Origin of the sequence: Exiguobacterium sp. s163, from assembly GCF_018617135.1 — a bacterium.
Lineage (GTDB): Bacteria > Bacillota > Bacilli > Exiguobacteriales > Exiguobacteriaceae > Exiguobacterium > Exiguobacterium profundum.
Genome location: NZ_JACSJN010000004.1, coordinates 134,083 through 159,562 on the forward strand (window position 1 = coordinate 134,083; position 25,480 = coordinate 159,562).

General features: G+C 46.8%; 25 protein-coding genes and 1 tRNA gene. 11 read left to right on the forward strand and 15 right to left on the reverse strand.

Annotated features, from left to right (window positions below; all coding sequences use genetic code 11):
* Nucleotides 1-39 precede the first annotated feature (39 nt).
* From KNO71_RS11650 to KNO71_RS11675, 6 genes are all read right to left on the reverse strand, one after another.
* Nucleotides 40-1,458, reverse strand: a complete 1,419-nt coding sequence (locus tag KNO71_RS11650) for a glycoside hydrolase family 32 protein (protein WP_214688783.1) — start codon at nucleotides 1,456-1,458, stop codon at nucleotides 40-42.
* Between the two features lie 19 nt (nucleotides 1,459-1,477).
* Nucleotides 1,478-2,908: a sucrose-specific PTS transporter subunit IIBC gene (locus tag KNO71_RS11655; RefSeq protein WP_078146864.1), complete on the reverse strand. Its 1,431-nt coding sequence runs from the start codon at nucleotides 2,906-2,908 to the stop codon at nucleotides 1,478-1,480.
* Nucleotides 2,909-2,910: 2 nt separating this feature from the next.
* Nucleotides 2,911-3,849: a carbohydrate kinase family protein gene (locus tag KNO71_RS11660; RefSeq protein ID WP_214688784.1), complete on the reverse strand. Its 939-nt coding sequence runs from the start codon at nucleotides 3,847-3,849 to the stop codon at nucleotides 2,911-2,913.
* Nucleotides 3,850-3,956: 107 nt separating this feature from the next.
* Nucleotides 3,957-4,946, reverse strand: a complete 990-nt coding sequence (locus tag KNO71_RS11665) for a LacI family DNA-binding transcriptional regulator (protein WP_214688785.1) — start codon at nucleotides 4,944-4,946, stop codon at nucleotides 3,957-3,959.
* A 47-nt stretch (nucleotides 4,947-4,993) separates the two neighbouring features.
* Entirely contained in the window at nucleotides 4,994-5,470 is a 477-nt protein-coding gene (locus KNO71_RS11670) for an N-acetyltransferase (RefSeq protein ID WP_214684347.1), read from the reverse strand.
* Between the two features lie 87 nt (nucleotides 5,471-5,557).
* The gene (locus tag KNO71_RS11675) at nucleotides 5,558-6,421 is read right to left on the reverse strand and encodes a cation diffusion facilitator family transporter (protein ID WP_214688786.1); all 864 of its coding nucleotides are present in this window, start codon (nucleotides 6,419-6,421) and stop codon (nucleotides 5,558-5,560) included.
* Between the two features lie 182 nt (nucleotides 6,422-6,603).
* Between KNO71_RS11675 and KNO71_RS11680 the strand changes: the two genes are divergently transcribed.
* The 5 genes from KNO71_RS11680 to KNO71_RS11700 all read left to right on the forward strand — a co-directional run bounded on the left by KNO71_RS11680 (nucleotide 6,604) and on the right by KNO71_RS11700 (nucleotide 11,472).
* Nucleotides 6,604-6,915 (forward strand): hypothetical protein, encoded by a 312-nt coding sequence (locus KNO71_RS11680; protein ID WP_012726238.1) that lies wholly within the window; start codon nucleotides 6,604-6,606, stop codon nucleotides 6,913-6,915.
* 40 nt (nucleotides 6,916-6,955) lie between these two features.
* Complete coding sequence (locus tag KNO71_RS11685) at nucleotides 6,956-7,747, forward strand: class I SAM-dependent methyltransferase (RefSeq protein ID WP_078146859.1); 792 nt, start codon at nucleotides 6,956-6,958, stop codon at nucleotides 7,745-7,747.
* Nucleotides 7,748-7,885: 138 nt separating this feature from the next.
* Nucleotides 7,886-10,279 (forward strand): immune inhibitor A domain-containing protein, encoded by a 2,394-nt coding sequence (locus tag KNO71_RS11690; RefSeq protein WP_214688787.1) that lies wholly within the window; start codon nucleotides 7,886-7,888, stop codon nucleotides 10,277-10,279.
* A gap of 107 nt (nucleotides 10,280-10,386) precedes the next feature.
* Nucleotides 10,387-10,457 (forward strand) — tRNA-Thr (locus tag KNO71_RS11695).
* 319 nt (nucleotides 10,458-10,776) lie between these two features.
* Nucleotides 10,777-11,472 carry a queuosine precursor transporter gene (locus KNO71_RS11700; RefSeq protein ID WP_214688788.1) on the forward strand — a complete coding sequence of 232 codons (696 nt, stop codon included), beginning with the start codon at nucleotides 10,777-10,779 and terminating at the stop codon, nucleotides 11,470-11,472.
* Nucleotides 11,473-11,510: 38 nt separating this feature from the next.
* Here KNO71_RS11700 and KNO71_RS11705 read toward each other — a convergent pair whose 3' ends face one another.
* A complete protein-coding gene (locus KNO71_RS11705) occupies nucleotides 11,511-11,759 on the reverse strand; it encodes a hypothetical protein (RefSeq protein ID WP_078146856.1) in 249 nt (82 codons plus the stop codon).
* Nucleotides 11,760-11,906: 147 nt separating this feature from the next.
* Between KNO71_RS11705 and KNO71_RS11710 the strand changes: the two genes are divergently transcribed.
* From KNO71_RS11710 to KNO71_RS11720, 3 genes are all read left to right on the forward strand, one after another.
* On the forward strand, nucleotides 11,907-12,263 hold the full coding sequence (locus tag KNO71_RS11710) for a PilZ domain-containing protein (RefSeq protein WP_012726233.1): 357 nt from the start codon (nucleotides 11,907-11,909) through the stop codon (nucleotides 12,261-12,263).
* Nucleotides 12,264-12,347: 84 nt separating this feature from the next.
* Nucleotides 12,348-12,989 (forward strand): hypothetical protein, encoded by a 642-nt coding sequence (locus tag KNO71_RS11715; protein ID WP_078146855.1) that lies wholly within the window; start codon nucleotides 12,348-12,350, stop codon nucleotides 12,987-12,989.
* Nucleotides 12,990-13,051: 62 nt separating this feature from the next.
* Nucleotides 13,052-13,324 carry a hypothetical protein gene (locus KNO71_RS11720; RefSeq protein ID WP_078146854.1) on the forward strand — a complete coding sequence of 91 codons (273 nt, stop codon included), beginning with the start codon at nucleotides 13,052-13,054 and terminating at the stop codon, nucleotides 13,322-13,324.
* Nucleotides 13,325-13,387: 63 nt separating this feature from the next.
* Here the strand turns inward: KNO71_RS11720 and KNO71_RS17800 are convergent, their stop codons facing one another.
* Both KNO71_RS17800 and KNO71_RS11725 read right to left on the reverse strand, forming a co-directional pair.
* Nucleotides 13,388-13,516, reverse strand: a complete 129-nt coding sequence (locus KNO71_RS17800) for a hypothetical protein (RefSeq protein WP_256363520.1) — start codon at nucleotides 13,514-13,516, stop codon at nucleotides 13,388-13,390.
* A gap of 60 nt (nucleotides 13,517-13,576) precedes the next feature.
* Nucleotides 13,577-16,240 carry a cation-transporting P-type ATPase gene (locus tag KNO71_RS11725; protein ID WP_214688789.1) on the reverse strand — a complete coding sequence of 888 codons (2,664 nt, stop codon included), beginning with the start codon at nucleotides 16,238-16,240 and terminating at the stop codon, nucleotides 13,577-13,579.
* A gap of 259 nt (nucleotides 16,241-16,499) precedes the next feature.
* Between KNO71_RS11725 and KNO71_RS11730 the strand changes: the two genes are divergently transcribed.
* On the forward strand, nucleotides 16,500-17,534 hold the full coding sequence (locus KNO71_RS11730; protein WP_159562249.1) for a PTS sugar transporter subunit IIC: 1,035 nt from the start codon (nucleotides 16,500-16,502) through the stop codon (nucleotides 17,532-17,534).
* A gap of 172 nt (nucleotides 17,535-17,706) precedes the next feature.
* On the opposite strand, the gene KNO71_RS11735 is transcribed toward KNO71_RS11730, so the two are convergent.
* The 3 genes from KNO71_RS11735 to KNO71_RS11745 form a co-directional block, all read right to left on the reverse strand.
* Nucleotides 17,707-18,702, reverse strand: coding sequence for a Gfo/Idh/MocA family oxidoreductase (locus KNO71_RS11735; protein ID WP_078146851.1), 996 nt, complete (start codon nucleotides 18,700-18,702; stop codon nucleotides 17,707-17,709).
* 56 nt (nucleotides 18,703-18,758) lie between these two features.
* Entirely contained in the window at nucleotides 18,759-19,247 is a 489-nt protein-coding gene (locus KNO71_RS11740; protein WP_078146850.1) for a GNAT family N-acetyltransferase, read from the reverse strand.
* 74 nt (nucleotides 19,248-19,321) lie between these two features.
* A complete protein-coding gene (locus tag KNO71_RS11745) occupies nucleotides 19,322-19,756 on the reverse strand; it encodes an OsmC family protein (RefSeq protein ID WP_074037078.1) in 435 nt (144 codons plus the stop codon).
* An 85-nt stretch (nucleotides 19,757-19,841) separates the two neighbouring features.
* Here KNO71_RS11745 and cls point away from each other — a divergent pair, with 85 nt between their 5' ends.
* Nucleotides 19,842-21,305 (forward strand): cardiolipin synthase, encoded by a 1,464-nt coding sequence (gene cls, locus KNO71_RS11750; protein WP_371815826.1) that lies wholly within the window; start codon nucleotides 19,842-19,844, stop codon nucleotides 21,303-21,305.
* Between the two features lie 39 nt (nucleotides 21,306-21,344).
* Here the strand turns inward: cls and KNO71_RS11755 are convergent, their stop codons facing one another.
* Complete coding sequence (locus KNO71_RS11755) at nucleotides 21,345-23,318, reverse strand: methyl-accepting chemotaxis protein (protein ID WP_214688790.1); 1,974 nt, start codon at nucleotides 23,316-23,318, stop codon at nucleotides 21,345-21,347.
* Between the two features lie 233 nt (nucleotides 23,319-23,551).
* Between KNO71_RS11755 and KNO71_RS11760 the strand changes: the two genes are divergently transcribed.
* Complete coding sequence (locus KNO71_RS11760; RefSeq protein WP_214684358.1) at nucleotides 23,552-24,187, forward strand: peroxiredoxin-like family protein; 636 nt, start codon at nucleotides 23,552-23,554, stop codon at nucleotides 24,185-24,187.
* Between the two features lie 49 nt (nucleotides 24,188-24,236).
* Here KNO71_RS11760 and KNO71_RS11765 read toward each other — a convergent pair whose 3' ends face one another.
* Nucleotides 24,237-24,767, reverse strand: a complete 531-nt coding sequence (locus KNO71_RS11765) for a GNAT family N-acetyltransferase (RefSeq protein WP_214684360.1) — start codon at nucleotides 24,765-24,767, stop codon at nucleotides 24,237-24,239.
* A 61-nt stretch (nucleotides 24,768-24,828) separates the two neighbouring features.
* Entirely contained in the window at nucleotides 24,829-25,476 is a 648-nt protein-coding gene (locus KNO71_RS11770; protein ID WP_214684362.1) for an alpha/beta family hydrolase, read from the reverse strand.
* Between the last annotated feature and the right edge of the window lie 4 nt (nucleotides 25,477-25,480).

Consider the following 25,480-nt stretch of genomic DNA (forward strand, 5'->3'; position numbering starts at 1 on the left):
GAAAAATTAAAAAGCCGAGCAAACGCTCAGCTTTTACATTCATTCATATTTCCAACCGACTAAACTTGCCTCGTCTCCGACGTAGCGGACTCGTTTCTCACCATCACTTGGGAAGACGCGAAGGGTTGCCACAGCGTCACCGTCATTGACGAAACATTCGACACTCGACGAGTCGACATACAGATGAAGGGACGTGACCTCAATCACTTTTGTCCGGGTCGTCCCAAACTCCGTCGCGAACGGTTCACCCGCGTTTGTCCGATCGATGGTCAATTCGTTTGTATCTTTCTCGTACCGAATCACGAGCGACTCATCTTCTGTCTTCAATAGTTCAAGTTTGAAGTCTTCTCCAGCTGTCGACAGTTCCAATTCAAAATGTTCGGGTGAGATCACGTCAAGCCGTGTCCCTGATTCGTTTACGAACTGATTAGATCGGAGTTGCTTCATTTCAGAGATTGGTCGTTGTTTTAATACGCCATCTTCAAGCGAGAGTTCTCGAGGGAGCGTCAACGCATGGGCCCAACCGTAGCGGTCTGTCGGATATTCGATCTCCGGTAGGCCCATCCAACCGACTAGAATGCGACGACCGTCATGCTCCGTCGATTGCGGGGCGTAAAAGTCGAAACCGAAGTCGAGCTCTTCAAACGACTCGTGCGTGAAGACGAGCGTCTCTAAATCAAGAGTGCCTGTGACGTATCCAGATTGATAGATGTTGTGATAGCGATGACCTTCAGGCTCAATCCCTTGCGGAGAAAAAATGAGGACATGCCTTCCATTCAGTTCAAACACGTCAGGACATTCCCACATGTAACCGAACTGCTCGAGCTCCGTCTTCACTTCACCTAAAAACGTCCAATCATTCAAGTCGGTCGAACGATATAAGACGACACATCCTGTCTCATCCGTTCGCTGTGCACCGACAATCGCATAATATGATCCATCTTCTTCCCATACTTTCGGATCGCGGAAATGTTCCGTGTAACCGGCCGGAATATCCGGAATGGCCACGTTGCGCCGCTCGATCATCCCGTCACGTAAGACACCGATAATTTGCGAGGCGTGACGCGTCCAATCGTCCGTACGATGATTCCCGGTATACATGACGTGAAGGGTGTCGTTTACGACGAACCCACTTCCAGAATAGGCACCGTGGGAATCCTCCTTCGTTTCAGGGACTAACGCCACCCCGCGGTCGGTCCAATGGACGAGATTTTTCGAACTGACATGATACCAATGTTTGAGACCGTGAACTGGCCCGAGCGGGAACCATTGATAGAATAGATGGTACTCTCCATCGTAATATGCGAAGCCGTTCGGGTCATTGAGGAGGCCCGTCGGCGGCTGGATGTGGTACCCAAACCGCCACGGGGATGCGGCCGTCTTTGCACGGAGCACCTCCATTTCGAGGGCGCTCACGTCACGGAGTGAACGATAACGTTCGGCCTTCGTCCAATTCATAGTGTCACTTCCTTTTTCGTTACGCGGCTTGTTTGACCGCTTCTTTTTTTGCTTGTCGTTTCGCAAGGATGAATGTCAATCCGAATGTCACGGCGAATGCGATCGCCATACCAATGATATACGAGATGATCGAACCCGGTGCGATTGAAATAATACCTGGTAATCCGGCAGCACCGAGCGCTACTGCCAATACGTCGTTTCCAACGATGAATGCAGACGCAACGGCTGAACCAACGATGGCTGCGATGAATGGATAACGAAGTTTTAAGTTGACCCCGAACATGGCAGGCTCTGTGATTCCAAGTAATGCAGAGATTCCTGATGCTGAGGCGACACCTTTCATCTTCTTATCAGCAGTCAAGAAGAAGACGGCAAGGGTAGCAGCCCCTTGTGCAACGTTTGACATCGCAGCAATCGGGAAGATGAACGATCCCCCTGTTTCAGCGATATCGGCGAGAAGTTGTGTCTCAATTGCGATGAAGCTATGGTGCATCCCCGTGATAACGATTGGAGCGTAGAGAAGACCCATGATCAAGCCACCGACGAACCCGAGTGAATCGTACGTCCATACCAACCCATCAATGATCAAGTTCCCTGCTTCACGAGTGATCGGTCCGACGAAAGCGAACGTGATGAACGCTGTGAAGAGGAGTGAGAGCAATGGCGTAAGCAAAATATCTAGTGACGCCGGCATAAACTTCCGAATGTTAATTTCAAGCTTCGATAAAATATACGTCGAGACGAGGACTGGTAAGACTTGTCCTTGGTATCCTAACTTCTCAATCTCGAGTCCGAAAATGTTCCAAACCGGAATCTCTTCAACACTTGCCTGAGCGTATGCATTGATCAAGTCCGGGTGGACCATGATCATCCCGAGCGCTGCACCTAGGTACGGGTTACCACCGAACCGTTTGGCTGCGGAGAACCCTATGAGTACAGGAAGGAAGACGAAGGCGGCGTTTGCGAACGTATTGATCATCGCTGCGAGGTCGGCCATGCCTGGATACTGGTCAATCAACGAACGTCCATCAAAGAACAAATCCGGTGCCGTCAATAAGTTGTTGATTCCCATCAAGAGACCGCCGGCGACGATGGCCGGGATGATTGGAACGAAGATATCCGATAACATTTTGACGAACTGTTGGAGCGGGTTCATTTTTTTCGCTCCGGCTGACTTCACGTCTGTCGTCGACATGTCTCCAAGGCCAGTCAATTGTGAAAATTCCGCATAGACCTTGTTGACCGTACCTTGTCCGATGATGATTTGATATTGTCCGCCTGTAGAGAATGTTCCCTTAACCACATCAAGTTGTTCGAGTGCTTTCTCATCGACCTTTGACTCATCGTTCAATACGAGTCGAAGGCGAGTCGCACAGTGCGCGGCTGCCGCAACGTTTTCTTTCCCACCAATCGCCTCTAGGATCGATGCTGCTTCTTTTTTGTAATCCATCTTCATTTCCCTCCTAACGTTTCATTCACAAGTTGTCGTGATGGAATTGCTGGAATGGCGCCATAAGCTGTACATGTCAATGCACCCGTTACGTTCGCATATTCAATGTCGGAACGTAAGCGCTCCGGGTCAAACCCGAGTGTTGCCAACCGATATAAGTAAGCTCCGACGAACGCATCTCCCGCTCCCGTCGAATCGATACTGTCGATTGAGATTGAAGGAACGATTTCATGATGCGTGCTTGTCGCAATCAACGTCCCACGAGACCCTAGTGTGATGGCAATCTGTTTTGCCCCTAATTCAAGCAGTGCACGAACAGCGTCTTCTAGTTGTTCTTCTCCGGTTAACAAGTATGCTTCTTCTTCGCTCAGTTTAATGAAGTCCGATTCCGCGATGAAGTGTCTTGCATCTTGTTTAAATTGCTCGAGGTCCGTGATCAATGCATCTCGATAGTTCGGGTCGAACGAGATAAACAAGCCATCCCGCTTTGCAAATTGCAATAACTTGAAGTACGAGTCTTTCAATTTTCCATCAAGTAGTGCTGTCGCCGAGCCGAAATGAATGATGTCCCCTGACTCGATCACCGATAAGTCGATCGACTCGAAGGCATACTCCCCGTCACTTCCGCGACGGAATGTGAAGTCCCGCTCTCCGTCCTCTTGAATCGATACGAATGCGAACGTCGTGTCTCCAGACTCCACAAGGTTTTCTGTTCGGACGCCGTTCTCGACCAACGTCTGTTTCAAGAAGAGACCAAACGGGTCATCTCCAACCTGTCCGAGGAAACTAGATTGCCCCCCGTGCTTACTGACGACTGCCGCGACATTCGCAGGTGCGCCTCCCGCCTTCTTGACGAACGTCGTCCCGTTCACGAGATCGCTAGACGCATCCTCGCATACCCAATCAATCAATAATTCGCCGATACAATGTACGGTGTTCATATCGTCCACCTCCATAAATCATATGAGTTCTTTATACAATTGGTACCGGTTCCATTTTAGAATAAAAAATGTTGCGGAACCGGTTCCGCAACACAAATGTAAACGATTTAATTTAACTTGTCAACGCTTTCGCGCACTTTTAGTTCAAAAATTGTGAACGTTTTCATTGAGACGTGTTCACCTTGCAACAGCTGTAGCATCATGTCGGCAGCTTTCGCACCAGTTCGGCGATAAGGAAGGTGTACCGTCGTGATGGATGGATGCAGGACTTCCGTGAAATCATATCCTCCAAATCCACTGACAGAGACATCTCTTGGGACAGAGACCCCTTGATTCGCTAATCCTTTCAGGACGCCTAAGGCAATGTTGTCGGTCGCACAAACGATTAAGGAAACAGAGCCAACATTATCCGCCAACTGTTCACCGATTGGAATGGCATCCTCAATCTTAAACGTCGTTTGAATGACTTTGACATTTGCCTCCGACTCTTGAAACGCCCGCAAAAATCCGTCACGGCGTGCTTGACCGACCGCGATATCCGATTCATACACCCCGACATAGACCACGTTTCGATGACCCCACTCCGTGAACTGTTTACCGAGCGCATAGGCCGCATCATAGTCAGGATAGACGAGACTATGGACATTGTCATGTTGCTGACCAATCAACAAGACCGGGATTTGAATCGCCTCAATCGCCTCAAGATGACGTTCCGTGACCGTCGTCCCGAGCCAGATGATTCCGGCAACTTTTTGTTTGGCCAAATTATATAGCTGTTCGATTTCTCGTTCCGTCTGTTGTGCTGTATTGACGACGAGCATTTGATATCCTCGTTCCGTGAGCTGTTCATCAATCCCCATCATCGTCCGTGAGGCGGCATACGAATCGAGCCGTGGAACGATGACCCCAATCATCTTCGTCTGTTTCGACTTGAGACTTTGAGCGAACTGATTCGGCTCATAGTTCGTATCTCGAATGACCCGGTCGAGTTTTTCCCTTGTTGCCTTTCCGACCGATCCACCGTTCAGATAGCGTGAGACCGTACTTTTGGCGACACCAGCGAGCTCCGCAATGTCTTTAATGGTGACTTGCTTCATCCTTACCCCTCCATATGAAAAAAGCTGACGTGCGAGACGCCGTCAGCTTAATGGTTTACCACATATCGTTTCTTGAAATTTAAATAATACAAACCGTTCCGCTTTTCGAACCCGTTCTGAATGAGAATATGATGCATCTCTTGTTGATGTGGGCTCGTCGGTGGGATGCCAGCCCGGACTGTTTGTCCATCCATCAATTTTGAGTCCAGTAAGGCAAGTCGCAAACCTTCCGTCGCATATCCTTTGTTTTTGTACGCATCGAACACCATCAGGTCGAGTTGGTATACGCGGGCAAGCTTGAGTAACAAGACTTTACCAACCAGTTTGTCATCGACCATCAAGTCGTAATAGAAGTCTTCTCCATAACTATGCTCTTCTGCGTGATAAAGTTGCTCGGACCCCATTTCTTCGAGAATCCCTTTCAACTCTTCAGCAGAAACGCCATATGCGTTTTCTCCATACTTCTGAAAATGTTCATATTCAATCTCATCAATCTGGCGAATAGGTTGACGCACGATGTTCATCCCGTGCCCTCCTTAACTAGTAGTTCAATATCTGTCTGCGCTTATTATAAACGAATCCCTTCATGAAGCGCAAAAGATAACCGAACGTCAAATCGGTTCGATATGAATATGCACCGAATCGACCGCATGCTGTTCATCTAATTTCCGTTCGATGTCATCACATAATTCATGGGCCGCGTCCACGGTCAAATCGCCATCGACTGCAATCGTCACGTCGAGCATCACGTGATTCCCTAGATGACGCCCTTTGATTTCCCGAACTTCTTTCACCCACTCAAATTGTTCAATCGTCTCCTCATAGGACTCGACGAGGTGCGGAGGGAACCCGTCAGAAAGCTGATGGGTGGCATCTAAAAAGATTTGGATCGCTGTCCGGATGATCATGCCGGCAATCACAATTGCTAAGACCGTGTCCATCCAAGACAGTTGAAAATAAGCAAATAGCACACCAAGCGTGGCTCCGACTGAAATCATCGCATCGGCCAAATTGTCTTTCGCTGCCGCCTTAAGTGCCAATGACTTTGTCTTCTTCGCGAGGTTCAAGTTGAACCGATACACCCCGAACATGACGAGCGCACTGACGAAGGCGACGACCGCCGCCAACGGGTTCGGCTCTGTATACTCGCCCCCGATTAAATTCGACAGACTGTTAAAGAAGACGAAAATACCGACCCCAATCATAATCAATGAAGCGATGAGTGCAGAGATCGTCTCCATCTTCGCATGACCATATTTATGCTCGGCATCCCGTGGCAATGCAGCCACCCGAATGCCAATATAGACCGCGACTGATGCAATTATATCCGTCGTATTGTTGAATCCATCGGCTAGGACCGCCTCAGATTCATATAAGTATCCGAAGAATACCTTAAGTATAGATAAGATCAAATATGCCGTAATCGACACAATCGCTCCTTTGAGCGCTTTTGGTGGATGATTTGTTGTTTCCATCCGCCCACCTCCTTAATTAGCTCAGTTAGTATAGCAGGTGAACTTCGTGTGGGGATAGAGAAACAATGTTTCTTACAGCCAAAATAAATGGAATATATTCCCGGTAGTTTCGTTTAACAAATTTTATGGTAAAGTAAACAGGAAGAGACCTTAGGGTTAAACCGCAAAAAGAGGTGAAACAGATGTTTACAGAACGTGATGGGATCAAATTACGACTGGAACAAATTGACAGATTGTTAATCGATTTGAATCGCGAGGCAAAGCAATTGATGGCACGTCTCCGCGAATTAGATGCTTCTGGTGAAAATCCGCACGAAGTATCTTTGAAACCTGAAGAACGCGATACGTTGAAATCGTCAATCGATGAAACGCTTGAAGCGCTACAAAGCCGTTCAAAACGTCCGATGAACGTGAACGACGAGAAGAAGAAAGAACTCGCTTCTCATAAAGCACTCATCGATGAATTATCAGACTTACTCAGCAAGAAAAAATGAGACGCACCTGCGTCTCATTTTTTATGAAGGAGCCCGAATCATGTATATTGTAACCACTTGTTTACGTCCGACAGATGATGTCTTATCTCGAGCGCATACACATGCCACAGAATACAAGATGAAATTTGTCGACCGGCGCAAACTTTCCATCGACGAGTTGAAGAAACGTCATCAACGAGATGTACTTGTATTTGATAAACGACGTGTCGAGTTCACACCTCTGCATAGTACAGAACCGTTCTTTTTCCACCCATCGAGCTCCGTCTTTCGGGTGAAGCAACTGAGCCGAGGTGGATCAGATCCACTCATTGACGCCATGCAAGCAACTCCGGGTGATCATATTTTAGATTGTACACTCGGACTCGGCTCGGACAGTATCGTCATGAGCCATGTCGCCGGTTCAAACGGTAAAGTAATTGGCCTTGAGAGTCAATTCATTACGGCACAACTCGTCCGAGAAGGCATGTCCGTATGGGTCGAAAAAGATGAGCAGGTCAATGAGGCGATGCGACGCATTGAGGTCGTTCACTCCAACTCTCTTGACTATTTGAAAACGTGTGCGGAAAATTCGTTTGATTGTATCTACTTTGATCCGATGTTTGAAAAGACGATTTCAGAATCGGTTCATCTGAACCCACTTCGCACAATCGCCGACACTTCCCCTCTCACGCAAGAATTGATTACCGAAGCAACACGAGTAGCCAAGAAACGAATTGTCTTGAAGGCGCATTTTGAGAGCGATACCTTTGAACGGTACGGTTTCGCTCACATAAAACGTAAAACGTCGAAGTTCCATTACGGATATATCGACCTTGAGTCTAAGTCTATTTAGTCAAATTGAACTAAATAGGTCTTTAGACTCCTTTTTCGTTTATTATTTTCTGAATATTGACATTAATCAGACACAAAGAGTACATTTACAACAAGCTCACACATTTTCCCATTATTTTTTAACAGGAGGTTCATACAAATGAAAAAACGTTCCATCCGTCGAACGACTCTAGCGGCTCTCATGACATCTGCCATGACAGTCAGTATCGTTCCGGCAGCTGGTGCCGCTCCCCTCTCGGTTGCGCCATCGGTACCGACAACGAGCGAGCTCGCTCCGTTCGACCACAACATCATCGATGAAGAGCGTCTCGCGAAAGCTCTCGAGAAACGCGGCGTCATCAAAAAAGGTTTGTCTGCATCTGAACGCATGAAAGCAGTCGATGCATATATCTCGAAAAAGCAAGGTGAAGCGAAAGATCCACATAAGCACGACGACAAAGTGAACGAGAAGGCTTCAAAAGCAAAAGAGAAGATACATACTCAATTCGAAAAGGAATCAAAACGAATTCTTGATAAAGCGAAAAAAGGGCAAGGAAATTACCGTAAAGGGAAACCGAACGGTCAAGTGAAGGTTTCTCCTGCCCGGCAATCTGCATACAACGGTTCGGTACGTGAAGATAAAGTCCTCGTTCTCCTCGTCGAGTACAGCGATTTCAAACACAATAACATCATCCAAGAGCCGGGCTATATGTACAGCGATAACTTCAGTAAAGAACATTATGAAAAGTATATGTTCGGTGATCAACAATTTGAACTCTTTAACGGTGAAAAGGTTCAAACGTTCAAACAATACTATGAAGAACAATCAGGCGGAAGTTATACTGTCGATGGTGAGGTTTCGGAGTGGTTGACCGTTCCGGGAACCGCAAAAGACTACGGTGCGGACAAAGGCGATGGCGGACATGATAACGTCGGACCGGGACCACGTCAACTCGTCAAAGATGCGTTGAATGCTGCGGTCGCATCTGGAATCGATTTGAAAGAACATGACCAATACGATCTATACGATTTGGATGGAGACGGTGACTTCAATGAGCCGGACGGTCTCGTTGACCACTTGATGATCATCCACGCTGGGACTGGCCAAGAAGCGGGTGGCGGTGCGCTCGGTGACGATGCGGTATGGTCACATCGCTGGGTTCTTGATGGTGTTTACCCAGTAGCCAATACAGAAGCTGCAGTTCCTTACTGGGGCGGAAAAATGGCTGCGTACGATTACACGATTCAACCAGAAGATGGTGCGGTCGGCGTTTTCGCACACGAATTCGGACATGACCTCGGTCTTCCAGATGAGTACGATACGCAGTACACAGGTCAAGGCGAACCGATTCAATCATGGTCAATCATGAGTGGCGGTAGCTGGGCCGGTAAAGTCGCAGGTACGGAGCCAACAAGCTTCTCACCACAAAACAAAGAATACTTCCAAAAAATCATGGGTGGAAACTGGGCAAACATCACAGAAGTCGACCTTGAAGACCTCAACTCTCAAGGGTTCGTCGCACAACTCGACCAATCTGTGACGAAATCAAACAACCCAGGCATCGTCAAAGTCAACCTTCCTGATAAGAAGATTAAAGGAATCGAACCAGTTTATGGCGATCGCTACTATTACTCGACAAAAGGTGACGACATCCATACTGAGATGGCAACACCAGCTGTGAAACTTGGTGCGGACGGAGTCCTCGCATTCGATTCATTCTATGAAGTCGAATCGGACTATGATTACTTGTACATCAAAGCCCTCAGCGGTGGTCAAGAAGTCGTTCTCGATGTATTCGGTGACGACGTCAACGGCGCAAACGAAGCGGGCTACCCTGCTGAGACGACGAACGGTGCATGGGTCAACAAATCATACGACCTCTCACAATTCGCTGGTCAAGATGTTCAAATCGTCTTTGAATACGTGACAGACGGCGGCGTCGCTATGAAAGGCTTCGCAGTCGATAACTTGTCAATCAAATCAGAATCCGCAACACTCTTCGCAGATGATGCAGAAGGCGCTGAAGCCGTGACGCTCGATGGATTCGTCTCTTCAGACGGATACGATTCAAAACCACACTATTACTACCTCGAATGGCGTAACCACGCTGGGTCGGATATGGGTCTTCTCAACGGCCGCGGCGTGAAATACAACACTGGTCTTGTCGTGTGGTATGGTGATGACTCGTTCACAGATAACTGGGTCGGTGTTCACCCTGGTGAAGGATTCCTCGGTGTCGTCGATTCACATCCACAAGCGCTGATCGGTAACTTGAACGGTCAACAGACAGTCGCAGGTAGCACACGTTACCAAATTGCTGATGCGGCATTCAGTCTCGATAAGACGCTCGCTTGGTATATCGATTCACCGAGTCGTGGCGTGTACGATTACAAAGCACAGCCTGGCGTGAAGCAGTTCAATGATGCAAACTCTTACATCAACTCGCTCATTCCAGATGCAGGACGCAAACTTCCGCAATACGGTCTCGTCATTGACGTAGTCGGTGAAGCGAAAGACAACTCTGCAGGTGCCGTTTGGATCCGTACAAAATAAACATGTAGCATTCGACCTCCAGTCTTCCTCTATCGAAGATTGGAGGTCTTATTATTCTAAAAAAGCTTGAAAATGACGAATAATCTGTGTAACATAGTTGGTATAACGCCTCTGTAGGTTAGTGGCAGACCTCAGCAATGGTAATGCTGCAGCACGAGTTCGATTCTCGTCGGAGGCATCAACAATACCGCTCAACCAAGCGGTTCAGAGCACTTCCTGTTTATGACAGGAGGTGCTTTCTTTTTGCCCGTTCCCACTTTGTTCCCACTTTCTTATTTTTCATGTCGCGAATCACGGTTTGTCGAATCGATTTTTAGTTTGTCGAACGATTGCACTTAGCAGGGAGTTTCCAGAAGCACTTTTGATATAGAAGAGGGTTTTATAATTTTACGGTGTTTACCTGAGTGGACCTCCCCCCTCTCCTTGACATCATTTCCGTTCCTCTATAAACTTGAAAAGTTGAAATCATTGAATAGTTAGAGGAAGGAGCATGATTCATGCTAAACGAATGGTTATGGATTCCTTCTGCCATCCTTACACTCGGACTACTCGTCCTCAGTTACAAGTTATTCGGACGAGTCGGCTTATATGCTTGGATTGCGATGGCTTCGGTCGTAGCAAACATCCAAGTCACGCAACAGATTGTAATTGGCGGATATATTTTCACGCTCGGTAACATCGTTTACGGTTCGCTCTACTTGGCAACCGATATTTTGAACGAAAAACATGGGCGAGTGGCTGCCCGTAAAGGCGTATGGCTCGGATTTTTCATCTTGATCGTCTCAACGGTACTCATGCAATATGCACTTTTATATGAGCCGTTTGAAGAGGCACTGTTCATGCATGAAAGCTTCGAGGCACTCTTCTCGATGCTGCCATTGATCACACTCGGTAGCCTTGCTGCCTATTTGGTCTCTCAATTGTTCGATGTCTTCGTCTATTCAAAGATCCGTGCAAAAACGGGCGAGAAGAAGCTTTGGCTTCGTACGACAGGTTCGACCGTCTTATCTCAACTGATTGATACATTCACGTTCTGCATCATCGCATTCTGGGGAATGGAATGGGACATTTGGTGGAACATCTTTATCACGACATACGTGGCAAAGTTTGTGATCGCTTGGATGGCGACACCGTTTATGTATTACGCAAAACGAACAAATCCACAAGACGAAACCGAACAGGATGCAGCATAAAGAAAAGCCGTAACTTCAACATGAAGTTACGGCTTTTCTTATGGTCGTTCAATCAGGATACGCACAGCATACGGACGGGCTTCTTCAATCGACGCCGACTCTCGACAGACGGTAATCGCTTTGAATGCATCAATCGCGACCGCCTCGATGGTATGATCGTTCGTTTCGACTTCAAGAATGGTATAAGCAGGTAAGCGCTCGAGTTTAACCCACTCCCCGTTACGTTTTTTTTCATAGATGACTGGTGTTTGAATCGAGTAACGTCGGAGTAAATCATGGACATTCATCTGATCTCCTCCCTATTCAAATCGTACATCCATTATAGAAAGCGCTTTCAAATTTGTAAAGCGAGTACACTATAATTTTATACAATCTTCCACTTCATTTTAAATTCAATTTTGCCGATAAAAGAAGTAAAGAAATGGGGTGAATTGATGCGTTATCGCCGCCAGGAGACGTTCCGCTATATCCTACCGAATCCCCGTACCATCCCTTATCGACTTGTATGGGAAGAAAAAGAACTCTATGATGGGGAAGGATTGCTCCTCAATGTGAGTTCTCATGGATTAAAATTGCGTTCGGACTACCTCTTCCCGCTCTCTGATGATTTACAGGTCCATTTTCTTTTCGACCTCGTTCCGACACTTCAACCGATCGAACTCATGGGACATGTCAGACACCGTGGCCAAACGGGCTCGCTGTATGATTATGGAATCATGCTTGATGTGAAAGCTGACGAAACTCAGCAACTCGTCACGATGATTAAAACGTATGCACGTGAAAATAAATGAGAACATGCGTCAGGCATCTTCTCATTTTTTCGTGTCTCCAAAAGAGGGTATACTACAACTATCAACCATTGACGAGGTGTTCGTATGACAAGAAAATTCTTATTGATTCCTTGGGGACTGGCAATTGCATTCGCCGTCATCGGTCCAAATGTCCCGTTCGACGGACGCTTTCTTCTCGATTTTGTGACTTATAATACCGAGGCGTACGAAGGCTATTCTCTATCGCTCTTTAGTATCTTAGGGGTGTTTCCCCTGGCGATGTTTCCACTTCTTTGGTCAGAAGTGAATCAGCTCAAACCGAATCCACTCATCGCCGCTGTCACCAGTTTTTTCGTTGGGGGATTTCTACTCGCTCCTTATTTGGCTTTTGCGAGACAGTCACCTTATCCGACCCCGGTCAAACCGCTGCCGACCCGTATCCTCGGCGTTGTGCTTTTACTGGTGACAATCGGGTTGTTCATCGCTGCAGCCAATACTGGAAATGTTGCAGAATACTGGTCCTATGTGGAGAACAATCAATTTGTTCGAACGATGACCGTCGATTTCTTTTTGTTGGCATTCATTCAAATTACGTTAATGAATCGGGACGCGAAACGCTATAAGATGAGCTTATGGCCGCTCCCCTATATCCCGTTGTTCGGTCTCATTTTTTGGCTCATGATTCGCCATCAAAAACCGTTCAACGAAGCACCTCCGAAGCGTGAACGTGCTGAAATGAAACATTGAGTACCCGTTTTCATCAGAAACGGCTATACTAGAAGTTAGTTTTTAATGAAGGAGACCATCACATGCGTTATTTCCAAGTCACTTCTTACGTGACTGTCAAGAATGAAGAGCTCGAATTCAATGAATATGTAAAAGTTCCAAACCAAAAAGTCGATCAATTTTTGAAAGACACATTGGAACTAGATTTATACGATGACCAAGTGACATTGCGCGAATGTGTTGTCGAAAAAGGGAAATGGGAATGCCCAGTCGGTGATTTTGTCATCACGGAACATATGAACGAGAAATCATTCAATCGGCTACAAAATAGCCGCTCTGTAAAGTCAACATCATAAACCAACTCAAAAAGATCCTCCTAGCTTATTTCAGCTAGGAGGATCTTTTACCTGTTACACGCTTTATTCGTTCGATTCTTCCTCTGGATCAGGGTCAGGATGCTGTGTCGGAGCCGGTTTTTTCGCCGGGTTCGATTCATCATCCGGTAGCGGATCCGGGTGAACCCCTGGTTGTGATTCGTCACGCTTCATCGTATCCCTCCTTCATGTTTACTCCACTTGTTTAACCTTTTTTCACATGAATGAAACGTATCAGTGTATATTCCGGTTGCCGATGACACGTCTGGAGATCGCCTTCTCAATTTCAACAATGATAAAGACGACGGCACCAAATGCCACTGGATAAATCCAATCTTCCCACGTTAATGGAGCGGTACCGAATAACGTGTGCATAAACGGTACGTACGTGATGAAAAATTGTAGGGCAATGAGTAAGGCCGATACGAGAAACGCAATCTTATTGTCAAAGAAATGTCGGTTGAATGCAGGTGCCAACTCCGTACGGCAGTTGTACAAGTGGAAGAGCTGGGCCATGACGATGGCATTCAAGGTAATCGTTTGTAATTTCTCGGTCGAGTAGTCGAAATCTCCGAGCATATAGTTGATCCATAAACTACCGCCCCCGATAATAATTGAAACGAAGGTGACGCGGAAAATATAGTATCGGCTGAGTAGCGGCACATTGGCCGGACGTGGCGGTCGTTTCATCGTACTCTCTTCGAGTGGTTCGAAAGCGATTGCTAAAGAGAGAGTAATCGCGACAACCATGTTGACCCATAAAATCTGCACAGGACTGAGCGGTGCAGCCGCTCCGAGCAAGATACTCATTGCCACAAGCAACGCTTGACCTCCGTTTGTCGGAAGCAAGAAGAGAATGGTTTTCTTCAGGTTATCGTACACCCGTCGTCCTTCTCGTACGGCGTTATAGATCGTTTTGAAGTTGTCATCGACAAGAACCATCTGAGATGCTTCTTTCGCTACTTCCGTCCCTTTAATCCCCATTGCCACACCAATGTCAGCACGTTTTAAGGCAGGTGCGTCGTTCACACCATCTCCTGTCATCGATGTAATCAGACCGTTCTCTTGCAATCCTTTGACGAGACGAAGCTTGTCGTTAGGGCTGGTCCGTGCGAATACATCGTTATGAACGGAAGCCTCTTTGATTTCTTCATCTGTCATATCTGTCAATTCACGACCTTCGAGGGCGCCTTCCACTTCCATGCCCAGTTCTTTTGCAATCGCGACAGCGGTATCTTTATGGTCTCCCGTGATCATTTTAATTCGAATCCCAGCATCACGACACGCGGCGACCGCATCGATGGCTTCTTGTCGAGGTGGATCGACGATTCCGAACAATCCGAGGAAAGTTAGACCATCTTCAACATCTTCATGGTCGATTGACGCTTTTGAACTGTCGACACGTTTCAAGCCTGCACCGAGAACGCGTTGACCGCGGTCTGCGATCTCTTTTCGTTTTTCATCCCAATAGTCTTGTTTAAAGTCTTCAGACAATGCCATATCAAAGAGTCGGTCCGGGGCACCTTTGACGAAAATCATTCGCTCTCCTTTGTAATCGACGAGCGTCGCCATGTATTTATATTCAGAATCGAACGGGATCTTCGAAATGACTTTTAAACGTTCGATCGGGCGCTCGGCCTTCTCAGCGACGGTCAACAGACAAGCCTCGGTTGGATCACCGTTAATGACCCAGTCCCCGTCTTCTTCATTCAACTGCGCATCGTTACATGTTTTCCCAACGGTTAACAGGTCGATCATCGACTCGTCATCGTCCAAGTCAAACGGTTGACCATTCAATTCGAGATCTCCATTCGGAGCATATCCGCTACCCGAGACTTCGATATCATGGTTCGCTGTCACGATTTGTTTGACGGTCATCTCATTCTTTGTCAATGTACCTGTTTTATCCGTACAAATGACAGATACAGCACCAAGCGTTTCGACAGATGGTAGACTTCGCACAATCGCTTTTTGTTCGGCCATATTTCGTACACCGAGCGCCAAAATGATGGAGATGACGGCAGGCAATCCTTCAGGAATTGCCGCAACGGCAAGACCGATTGTCGTCAGCATCAATTCGACCGGCTCATAATCCCGTAAAAAGTAGCCGAACGCATAAATCACGACGGAGATGATCAAGATGGCGATGGACACCGTTTGACCAAACTTGGTCGTCTGTCGAATCAGAGGGGTTTTGACGGTCTGCACTTCTGAGATTGAAGCGTTGATTTGGCCGAGCTCCGTCCCTTCACCGATGGCTGTCACGATAGCTTTTGCACTTCCCGTCGCGACACTCGTTCCTGAGTACACCATGTTTTTCCGGTCGGCCAACACCGATTCTTCTTTCACGACGTCTGATTTTTTCTCGACAGTCGTCGCCTCTCCCGTTAAGGCCGATTCCTCGACCTTAAACTTTTCGGCTTGCACGACACGGGCATCGGCCGGCACTTTATCACCGGCAGCAAGCACAAGCACATCCCCGACGACCAGGTCACTCGAGTCGATTTCGGATTGCTTGCCGTTTCGAACGACGGTCGCCTTTGTTTCTAACAATTTTTTGATTCCTTCTAGCGCCTCTTCGGCCTTATTCTCTTGAAGATATCCGACGACGCCGATAATCGTGACGACTAAAACGATGACGATCGTATCGATGTACTCCCCTAAGAATCCTGTGACGACGGCAGCCGCTAACAAGACGTACACGAGAACATCATTGAATTGTCTTAGAAATTTTATAATTTCAGGGGTTTTCTCTTTCTCCGGCAATACGTTTTTGCCGAATTCGTCTTGACGACTTGTGACACTTTCTGTTGCAAGACCTGATTCAAGATCAGTCTCCACATGGGTTCGCACCTCATCTACTTCGAGCGCATGCCACGGTCTGTCTTCCTTCTGCATAATTCATCCTCCTCGACCAATACTTTTTGAAAAGTCTTTCCCCTATCTGTTCCCAATCTCATGCGGCTCGACACGTGCAAACTTGTAGAATTGATGTCATTTTTCAAAGAAAACGCTTTCTTGGTTTGGAATTTCTAATTGTAACCGGTATCATTGTTCAATTTTAATTTTTCTTTTGAATATGGCTTTACAGAAGTCTTTCTATGCATGAATATAGAATAAATTATGAATAAATAGAGATAGAAAGAAGGAAGAGTTTATGGTCATTATTCAAGGAATCGCACTTTTACTGCTCATCCTCGCCTTGTTCACATTATTTAGTTATAAGGCGCCTTTTGGAATGAAGGCGATGGGAGCATTGGCCGGTGCTGCAATCGCGAGTTTCCTCGTCGAAGCGTTCAACGCGTATGCAATCGGCGGATTGCTGCCACTTCCTCTTTATGAAGAAGTAGGTCAAGCGGCTGGCGCTTTGTCAGGTCCTGCCGCTGCGGCTCTTGTCGCCATCGCACTTGGAATCAACCCCGTCTATAGTTTGATGATCGGGTTGTCTGTATCGGGATTCGGAATCCTTCCTGGCTTTTTTGCAGGATATCTTTTGGCTTTGGCTGGCACTCGAATCAATCGCTATCTGCCGACCGGCGTCGATATGATTTTCTACGTCATCGTGATGGCACCGCTCGCCCGTCTCGTCGCGACAGGGGTAGACCCACTCGTGACAAACACACTTGAACAGATTGGAGCTGTCATCGAACTGGCAGCAACACAAAATCCGGTCGTCATGGGTCTCGTCTTAGGAGGGATCGTCACGGTCGTATCAACGTCGCCTCTCAGTTCGATGGCCTTGACGGCGATGCTCGGTTTGACCGGGGTCCCGATGGCGATTGCCGCGCTCGCGTTGACCGCGTCCATCTCAATGAATTACTTGTTGTTCCGTCAATTGAAAATCGGAACAAAGAAAGATCAACTCTCTGTCGCCATCGAACCGTTGACGCAAGCTGACCTCATTTCTGCTAACCCGATTCCGATTTACAGTGTCAACTTTGTCGGTGGAGCCATCGCCGGATTGATTGTCGCCATGACCGGTATGATCAACGATGCGCCAGGTTCGGCAGCCGGGATTCCGGGACTTCTAGTCATGTATGGTTTCAACGATTGGCAAACGGTCACCTTCACAGCCGTCGTGCTATTCATCCTTGGGATCGGTTTCGGCTTGATCGGAAGCCGTTTGTTCAAAAATTTCCCGATTGTCCGTCATACGGAAAAAGTCGAATCGACAGAAGAAGATGCGGCCTAATTAAAAAATCGATGCACGCTCGAACGAATTATTCGGTGGCATCGATTTTTTATTATGACTCGTATGATTGTTCTTACAATAGAGAAGTGTCGACACGTTCACAAAGAAATCATCGCACGTTCTTTCCAATTGTGAATTGATCACCGGTTTAGTAAATCAACGAAAAAGCGTGTCAATCTACCGTGATGACTGTTCCTGTCTCACTGGATTTACGAGCAAGTTCAATCAAGTAGGTTGTCAATGTTGCATCTTTTAATGAAACGACGGGTTGCCGTACCTCATAACTATAAGCTAACTGTTGATAATACGCCAAATAACTACCTTTCTCGATTTGAATGGACGAAACCTCTTCTTTGGATAATACGCCAGTCTCTATAAGGTCACTTTCTAACTTTCCTTGCTTCAGAGCATCTTCTTGAGGATCAAGTCCATATTTCAAGAAACTTCCTTGCGTACCATGCACTTCAAACCGAGGTGTTTCTCCGGCGATGAATGGGTTCGAACGAAGGTATACTCGCTTCTCACCGTAATAGAATGTCAGATGAAACCCATCATCGGATTGGCCACCATCTCGTTGAATCATCACATCTGCTTGAATACGATCTGGCTTTCCAAACAAGGCTAGAGTCTGGTCAATCAGATGACTTCCTAAGTCGAATAAAATACCGGAACCTGGTCCTCCATTTTCACGCCACCGGTCACGTACATTCGGACGGAAACGATCAAATCGAGATTCAACGACCTTCCAGTCTCCTAACTCGTTCGAGTTAAGAAACGATTTAACCGTCAAGAAGTCTCCATCATAACGACGATTCTGATAAACGTTGACGATGCCCTTCGATTTCGCTTCAAGTTCCATCAACTCATATCCTTCTTCCGTTGTCAGGAATGCGGGTTTTTCGACGAGCACATCTTTTCCTGCCTCAAGACATGCGACGATCATCTCTTTATGTAAATGCGATGGTGTCGTAATGACATAGAGAGAAGCATCCGATTGAATCGCCTCGTCTAATGTCGCATATACCGTGACACCAGGTAATTCAGCCTGCACTTCTTCCGGGCGCGATGACACGACACCACTCACTTCAAATGAATCGATTGCCTTTAAGAACGGCAAATGGAACGTGTTTGCCGAGAATCCGAATCCCACCAAAATGGTTTTAGTCATATAAAACCCCTCCTTTTCGCTGTTGATAGTATAACAAAAAAAGGGTCAAATGACCCTTATGCACTCATGCTCTCATCCAATCTGTATTCGAACGTATTGTACCCGTTTCGTGAATCGACAAAGACGAAACCGAAACGTGGATAATAATCATTTAGAAATTCATTGTCAGCGACACAATCAAGACGAATTGGTTCATCTTCATCGGCTTCCTCTAAGACATGCTCCATGAGCTGCTGTCCGACGCCTTGCCCTTTTAGCTTTTCGCTGACGACGATTCGATGGATATATTGCCCTCGCTCACTGTCGTCCCATAAGTTATCATCCCACTCATCTGGAGGTAACAATGCGATTGAAGCTAAAATTTGTTCGCCATCTTCAAAGACATATACACTGCCTTCTACAATGTCAGTGCGCACACGCTTTACGAGGTCCTGTTCCAAATATTCGGTCCATTGGTCGCTTCCTTGTTCATTTAGCGCTACGGCTCGTTGTTCGATTAGGTTCGCGATGTGTTGGGCATCGCGCTTCGTCGCGAGTCGAATCATAACGTCCTCCTTTAGTTATACAGTATTTGAAATACAAATATAACGGAGAACCGCATGCCTTTCAACCATCCTGCTCACTCGTGAAAATCAAACGGAGTGACGTCTCCATCGTTCAATTGATAACTATACGTCAACGTCGCATTGAGGCTATGCGATACAGAACAATAACGCTCAACGGACAATTCGATGGCACGCCGAACTCGTTCTTCCGATAACTCGCCTTTCAGGATATACAAGATGTGAATGGCTGTAAAGCGTTTCGGGTGATCGGTCGCCCGCACCCCATCGATTTTCATTTCGAATGCTTCAATTGGCTGGCGCATCTTATGCAGAATCGACACGATATCGATTCCTGTGCAGGATGCGGTCGCGTGAAGCAACATTTCTGTCGGACGAGGTCCTGTATCGAGCCCACCGACATCATCCGCCGCATCAAGGATCACCGTGTGTCCTGATGGCGTATGTGTTTCAAACGCCATCCCTTTCTTCCATACGACTTCCATGTTCATCATCTTCTCCCCCTATTTCATTTGATAGCATCCTATTCCCTCATTTGATGTATGATTAAGCTATGAATCGTTTATAAAGGGGTGTATGTCGTTGGATTGGTCTATGATTTTCAGTTGGGGACTTTATATCGTCCTCGGGTTAAACATGTTGTTCGCACTCGCCGTCATCTTCGCCGAAAGACGTGACGTCGGCGCGACCTGGGCCTGGCTTCTTGTCCTGTTTTTCTTACCAGTGCTCGGCTTCATCGTCTATCTCTTCCTAGGGCGACAACTTAAGAAGGATAACTTCTATAATTTAAGTGTAGAAGAACGTTCCTTCCATTCGCTTCAAGTCGAAGCGCAACTTGAACAAATTCATACGCGCCAAACCCAGCTCGCGCAGCCGCTGTTTGAAAAGTATGACCAACTGCTTCAAATGAACTTACGATCTTCTAAATCGTTGATCAGTGTACATAACCGTTCCCTCATCTTGCACGACGGCGAACAAAAGTTCAAAGCGTTGATGGATGACATTCGCTCGGCCGAAACGGAAATCAATATTCAATATTACATCATCCAGCGTGACGCTCTCGGTCAGGCACTGTTGAAAGAGTTGATCGAGCGTGCGAAAGCCGGTGTCAAAGTTCGACTCCTCTACGATGCGGTCGGCTCACGTAGTCTTCGGAACTCGGACTTTAAAGAGTTGATTGCGAACGATGGCGAGGTGCGTGTCTTCTTCCCACCGACACTCGGGATCATCAACTTCAAGTTGAACAACCGAAATCACCGAAAGGTCGTCATCATCGATGGGAAAATCGGCTATGTCGGTGGATTCAATGTCGGTACCGAGTATTTAGGTTTAGTCGAAAAATTTGGCTATTGGCGTGACACGCACCTGCGTGTCGAAGGAGATGTCGTTTACAATTTACAACACCGATTCATATTGGACTGGAACTATTCTGGTCACCGTAAACATGATCCTGAAAATGCCTTCTGCTTTGCGCGACATGACATTAAAGAAAATTCTCCGATGCAAATCGTCACGAGTGGACCAAACTCGGATACGGAACATTTGAAGAATATGATGATCAAGATGATCATGTCCGCCAAACGACGGGTCGTCATTCAAACGCCATACTTCATTCCAGACACGAGTTTTATGGACGCTTGCAAAATGGCACTCTATTCTGGCGTTCAGATGGATATCATGATCCCTGGAAAACCGGACCATCCATTCGTCATGTGGGCGTCCCTCTCGTTCCTTGGGGAACTCCTCGACTACGGGGCAAACGTCTATCTGTATGATGAAGGGTTTCTCCACGCGAAGACGCTCGTCGTCGATGATGAGATCGCGACCGTCGGGACGACGAACTTGGACGCTCGAAGCTTCCGTCTCAATTTTGAAGTGAACGCACTTATCTATGATGAGCGGGTCGCCCTCGAACTCGTTTCTTTATTCGAGACCGATACGGCGGTCAGTCGCACTTATACGATGGAAGACTATGAAAAGCGGAAATGGACAGTACGTGCTCGGGAGGGTGTCTCACGACTCCTCAGTCCGATTTTATAACGAAAGAAGCAGAGCTCGGCGCTCTGCTTCTTTTTCATTTTACAGTTTGAACCGCGAGACGAGGTCTTGTAACTCCTCGGCCATGGTCGCGAGTGCTTTTGCTGACTGCGATACTTCTTCAATCGATTTCAATTGATCATCGGTCGTTGCCGCCACTTGCTTCGAGACACTCGAATTCTCATCGGCGATGTCGGCGATTTGTGATGCCGTCGCTGCCACTTCCTGAACGTTTGCTGCAATCTCCTCGACGGTTGCGGTCACGTCTTCAATCCGTGGTGTCATCGCGACTGTCCGCTCTTTGATTTTCTCGAAACGGTCTGCTGTCATTTCAGATGACGCCAATCCGGCCTTCGTATGAGTAGATACTTCCTGCATCAACTGTACAGACTGTTCCGTCTCATGCTTGATTCGATCAATCAACGCTGCAATTTGTTTCGTCGACTGTTGCGATTGTTCTGCGAGTTTACGCACCTCGCTCGCAACGACCGCGAACCCTTTTCCGTTCTCACCTGCACGTGCTGCTTCAATGGCAGCGTTCAATGCTAACAGGTTCGTCTGTTCAGCGATTCCATTTATGACCGTGACGATTTCTCCAATCTCGTTAGAGCGATGTGCCAATGAGTGAATGACGCCCTCGAATGTCACGACAGACGCATCGATTGCCTGCATCTGCTTCACATTCTCCTTCACGGTCGTCGAACCGTCTTCCGCTTCATTTGAGGTTTCGCGTGAAAGTTCAGACACGTCCATGGAACTTTCTGAGATTCGCATGATTCCTGACGTGATCGCTTGGAGCGATGTCGCATTGTCGTCAAGTTGTCGCTTCGAGCCATCGGCACTGACTGCCATTTGATCAACTGCACGGGCAATCTGTTCTGATGAGGCGGTATTGTGTGCCGAGTTGGCCATCAATTCTTGAGACGAGGCGGCAACTTGACTGATTGAATCATCGAGACGGAGTAATACCATACGAAGTGAATCGCTCATTTCATTAAAACTCTCTGAGACAAGCCCGATTTCGTCGTTCGATAAGACGGTAATCGGCTCCGTTAAATCTCCTGATTTGATTCGTTCTGCTCCTTCTGTCAATAAACGCAACGGACGCAAGATTGAACGGAGAACGAAGTAGAGAAGAATGGCTGCAATCCCGAACATTCCGATGATGACGAATCCAGTCGTCCAAAGAATGCCGACCGTCTCGTCTTGAATCTCACCGTCATATAACGTACCGGCAATCTTCCATCCGGTGATTGGGTTCGTCACGAATGCTTTCTCCACGCCTTCCCCATTCTCCGATACAGACAGAGTCCCTTCTTCCTTGGAAAAGAGCGAATCTGTCCAAGATTCATCAATCTTTTCACCGACAGCCGTCGACGGATGAATGACGACTTGTTCGGCCTGGTCGAAGATGGCAACGTATCCTTCTTTCCCGATTTGAATTGTGGATGCCACTTCAGCGATATCGTTCACATCGACGTCAACGGCGACCACACCACGACCGTCTGAAGTCTTCTTCGAAACCGTGATCATCATTTTTTGAGAAGCGGCATCGACGTACGGATTCGTGATGGCAACCTCTTGTCCACTTGCTTCAGCCGCTTCATACCATGGACGAGTGCGTGGGTCATATCCTTCTGGCAATTCCTGCTCAGGATAGATCGTCATCGCACCTTCTGCTGAAGCGAAGTAAATGTTCGTCACTTTTGGATGTGTCTCCAAATACTCGGTAAACTTCTCTGCTAACGCTTGATTCGCTTCTCCCTCTTCATAAATGGAACTATCAATCCGATTCGCAAAAAACGAGATGTCCGTTTGAATCGGTTCGATGAGGTTCGTGACCTCATTGTTCATCCGGTCTACCCCCGAATTGGCGGACTGGATCATTTGAAACTCGATTTTACCTTTCGCCTGCGAATAGGCGACGATTCCAATCAATGTGGCTGGAATAATCAATAATAGAACGGATAAGACAATCAATTTTTGCTTGATACTAATCGTGCGCTTCTGTTTCATAAAACATCTCCTAACCCGAATAAAATGTTCAAGCGAGTTCGGTGAGTCGAATCCCCCTTGGGTTATTCATCATATCGGTCAAAAGTCATTAGATCTGAAGAATTGATTGAATTATTCGAAAATTATTTTTCGGAAACTGAAATGGAGTTTCACCGTTGTGTTCGATTGAACAAATCATACTATTCGTATTTAGTTAAAATTTGAGTCACCATATCGGAAGAGGGAGTCAAATGATGAATTCATTATTGGAAGAGATCAAATCCTATAAAGATCAGTTCAAACAAAATGCACCTGCCGAGAAGCAACGATTGATGGCTCAGGCGACTCAAGAATTGAAAGATTCAGGCATCGCATCAGGGTTAACAGTTGGAGATCAAGCGCCGTCGTTTGAATTGCCTCACGCGGACGGGACAACCGTCAATTTGAAAACGCTCCTTGAAAATGGACCAGTCATCGTCACATTTTACCGAGGTGGATGGTGCCCATACTGTAACCTCGAGCTCCGCGCTTACCAGCGCGAGTTGGCAACGATTCAAGAAAAAGGCGCGACTCTTGTCGCGATCAGTCCGGAAACGCCGGATTATTCCCTTTCGACGAAAGAAAAGAATGAACTTGATTTTTATGTATTGAGTGATGTTGATAATATTGTCGCACGTCAATTCGACCTCGTCTTTGACATGCCAGGTTATTTGATTGATATTTATAAAGCATCTGGACTAAATGTCGATGCGCATAACGGGAACGAAGATTGGCAGTTGCCGAAACCGGCCACGTTCATCATCCAATCTGATGGAACGATTTCGTTCAGTGATGTGCCTGCTGACTATACAGAACGTGTCGACCCGAAAATGGTTATTGAAAAATTGTAAATTAAAGGAGATGACGCGCATCATCTCCTTTTCTATTCACTTATTTCGTTTATTGTCTTACAAACTCCTCGTGCCATATCGCGTACATCATGCTATCGGTCCATTCATTCTTATTCCAATAGTCTCTAAAGAAATGAGCTTCTTTTCTCATTCCAACCCGTTCGCATAATTTCTGGGAAGCTACATTTCTGGCGTCGAGATTGGCTTGTACCCGATGTAGATTGAGCTTTGTGAACAACTCCCCTAGCAATCCGTTAACTGCCTCCGTCGCATATCCTTTTCCTGAATGTGAATCAGAAAAACAATACCCGATTTCTACCGTATCTTTCATACCTTTGTACCAAACTGTGAGATCCCCAATCACTTCATCTTGATGTACGACTGCTAAATTCAACGTACTAGTCTCGGTAAGAATAGAATTCATTAGTTTTTTATCAAATTCTTTCTTCCTGTTTTCAGACGTCCATGGCTCATGCAAAAGATATCTGCATACTTCTGGTTTTGAATACATTTCGAATGTAGCATGCAAGTCTTTCTCCATAAATGGTCTGATTTCTAGACGTTTAGTGGTAAATTTCACGTCGACTCCTCCCTTACATTTGATCGCGCTCTCCTCATGAAACGCTCCTCCGGTTCACGACCTATGAGGACATGATAAATTGCTCCACTCGCTTGAGAAGAGTTTCAAGTAGCCGGAGTGACTGGTATGTGTTACCTGTGTACTCGAGACTGTGATTCATCTGCTCAATAATCTCGAGTTCAGTCAATGCCAGATGTTCAAGATGCTGGATTCGTTCCAGTACATAATGTTGGTCCGCCGTTCCTATGAGAATCATCTGTTGTCCTTTATGAGACTGGATCGCTTCGTATATGTCGTCTCGTTTCAACAAAGGTGTCAACCAAACCAGTTTGGCATCATGAAACGCGTTTCGGGTGAGTTCACTTGCCATCGCAACCGTACCGAGCGATTTTCCGACGATGATGTATTTTCGAACGGAATCAGTATGTAGGATTTGATCGATGACGAGTCGAACATCATCAACAATCGCCTTATTTACATCGACTGAATCGTACCGCTCGTCGCGATAGTGATAGTTGACTTCGAGAACGTTCAACCCATTCTCTATGCACAATCCAGTCGTATAGCGAAACATTGGAGAATCATTTGTATATCCGTATCCGGGCAACAAAATCACGAGTGTGTCGGATGACGAATCAGGCTGCAGGTACGAATACGGGACGGGTATTCCGTTTTTCCCAATGACGTGATCATCTGTTACTTCATACATGCTG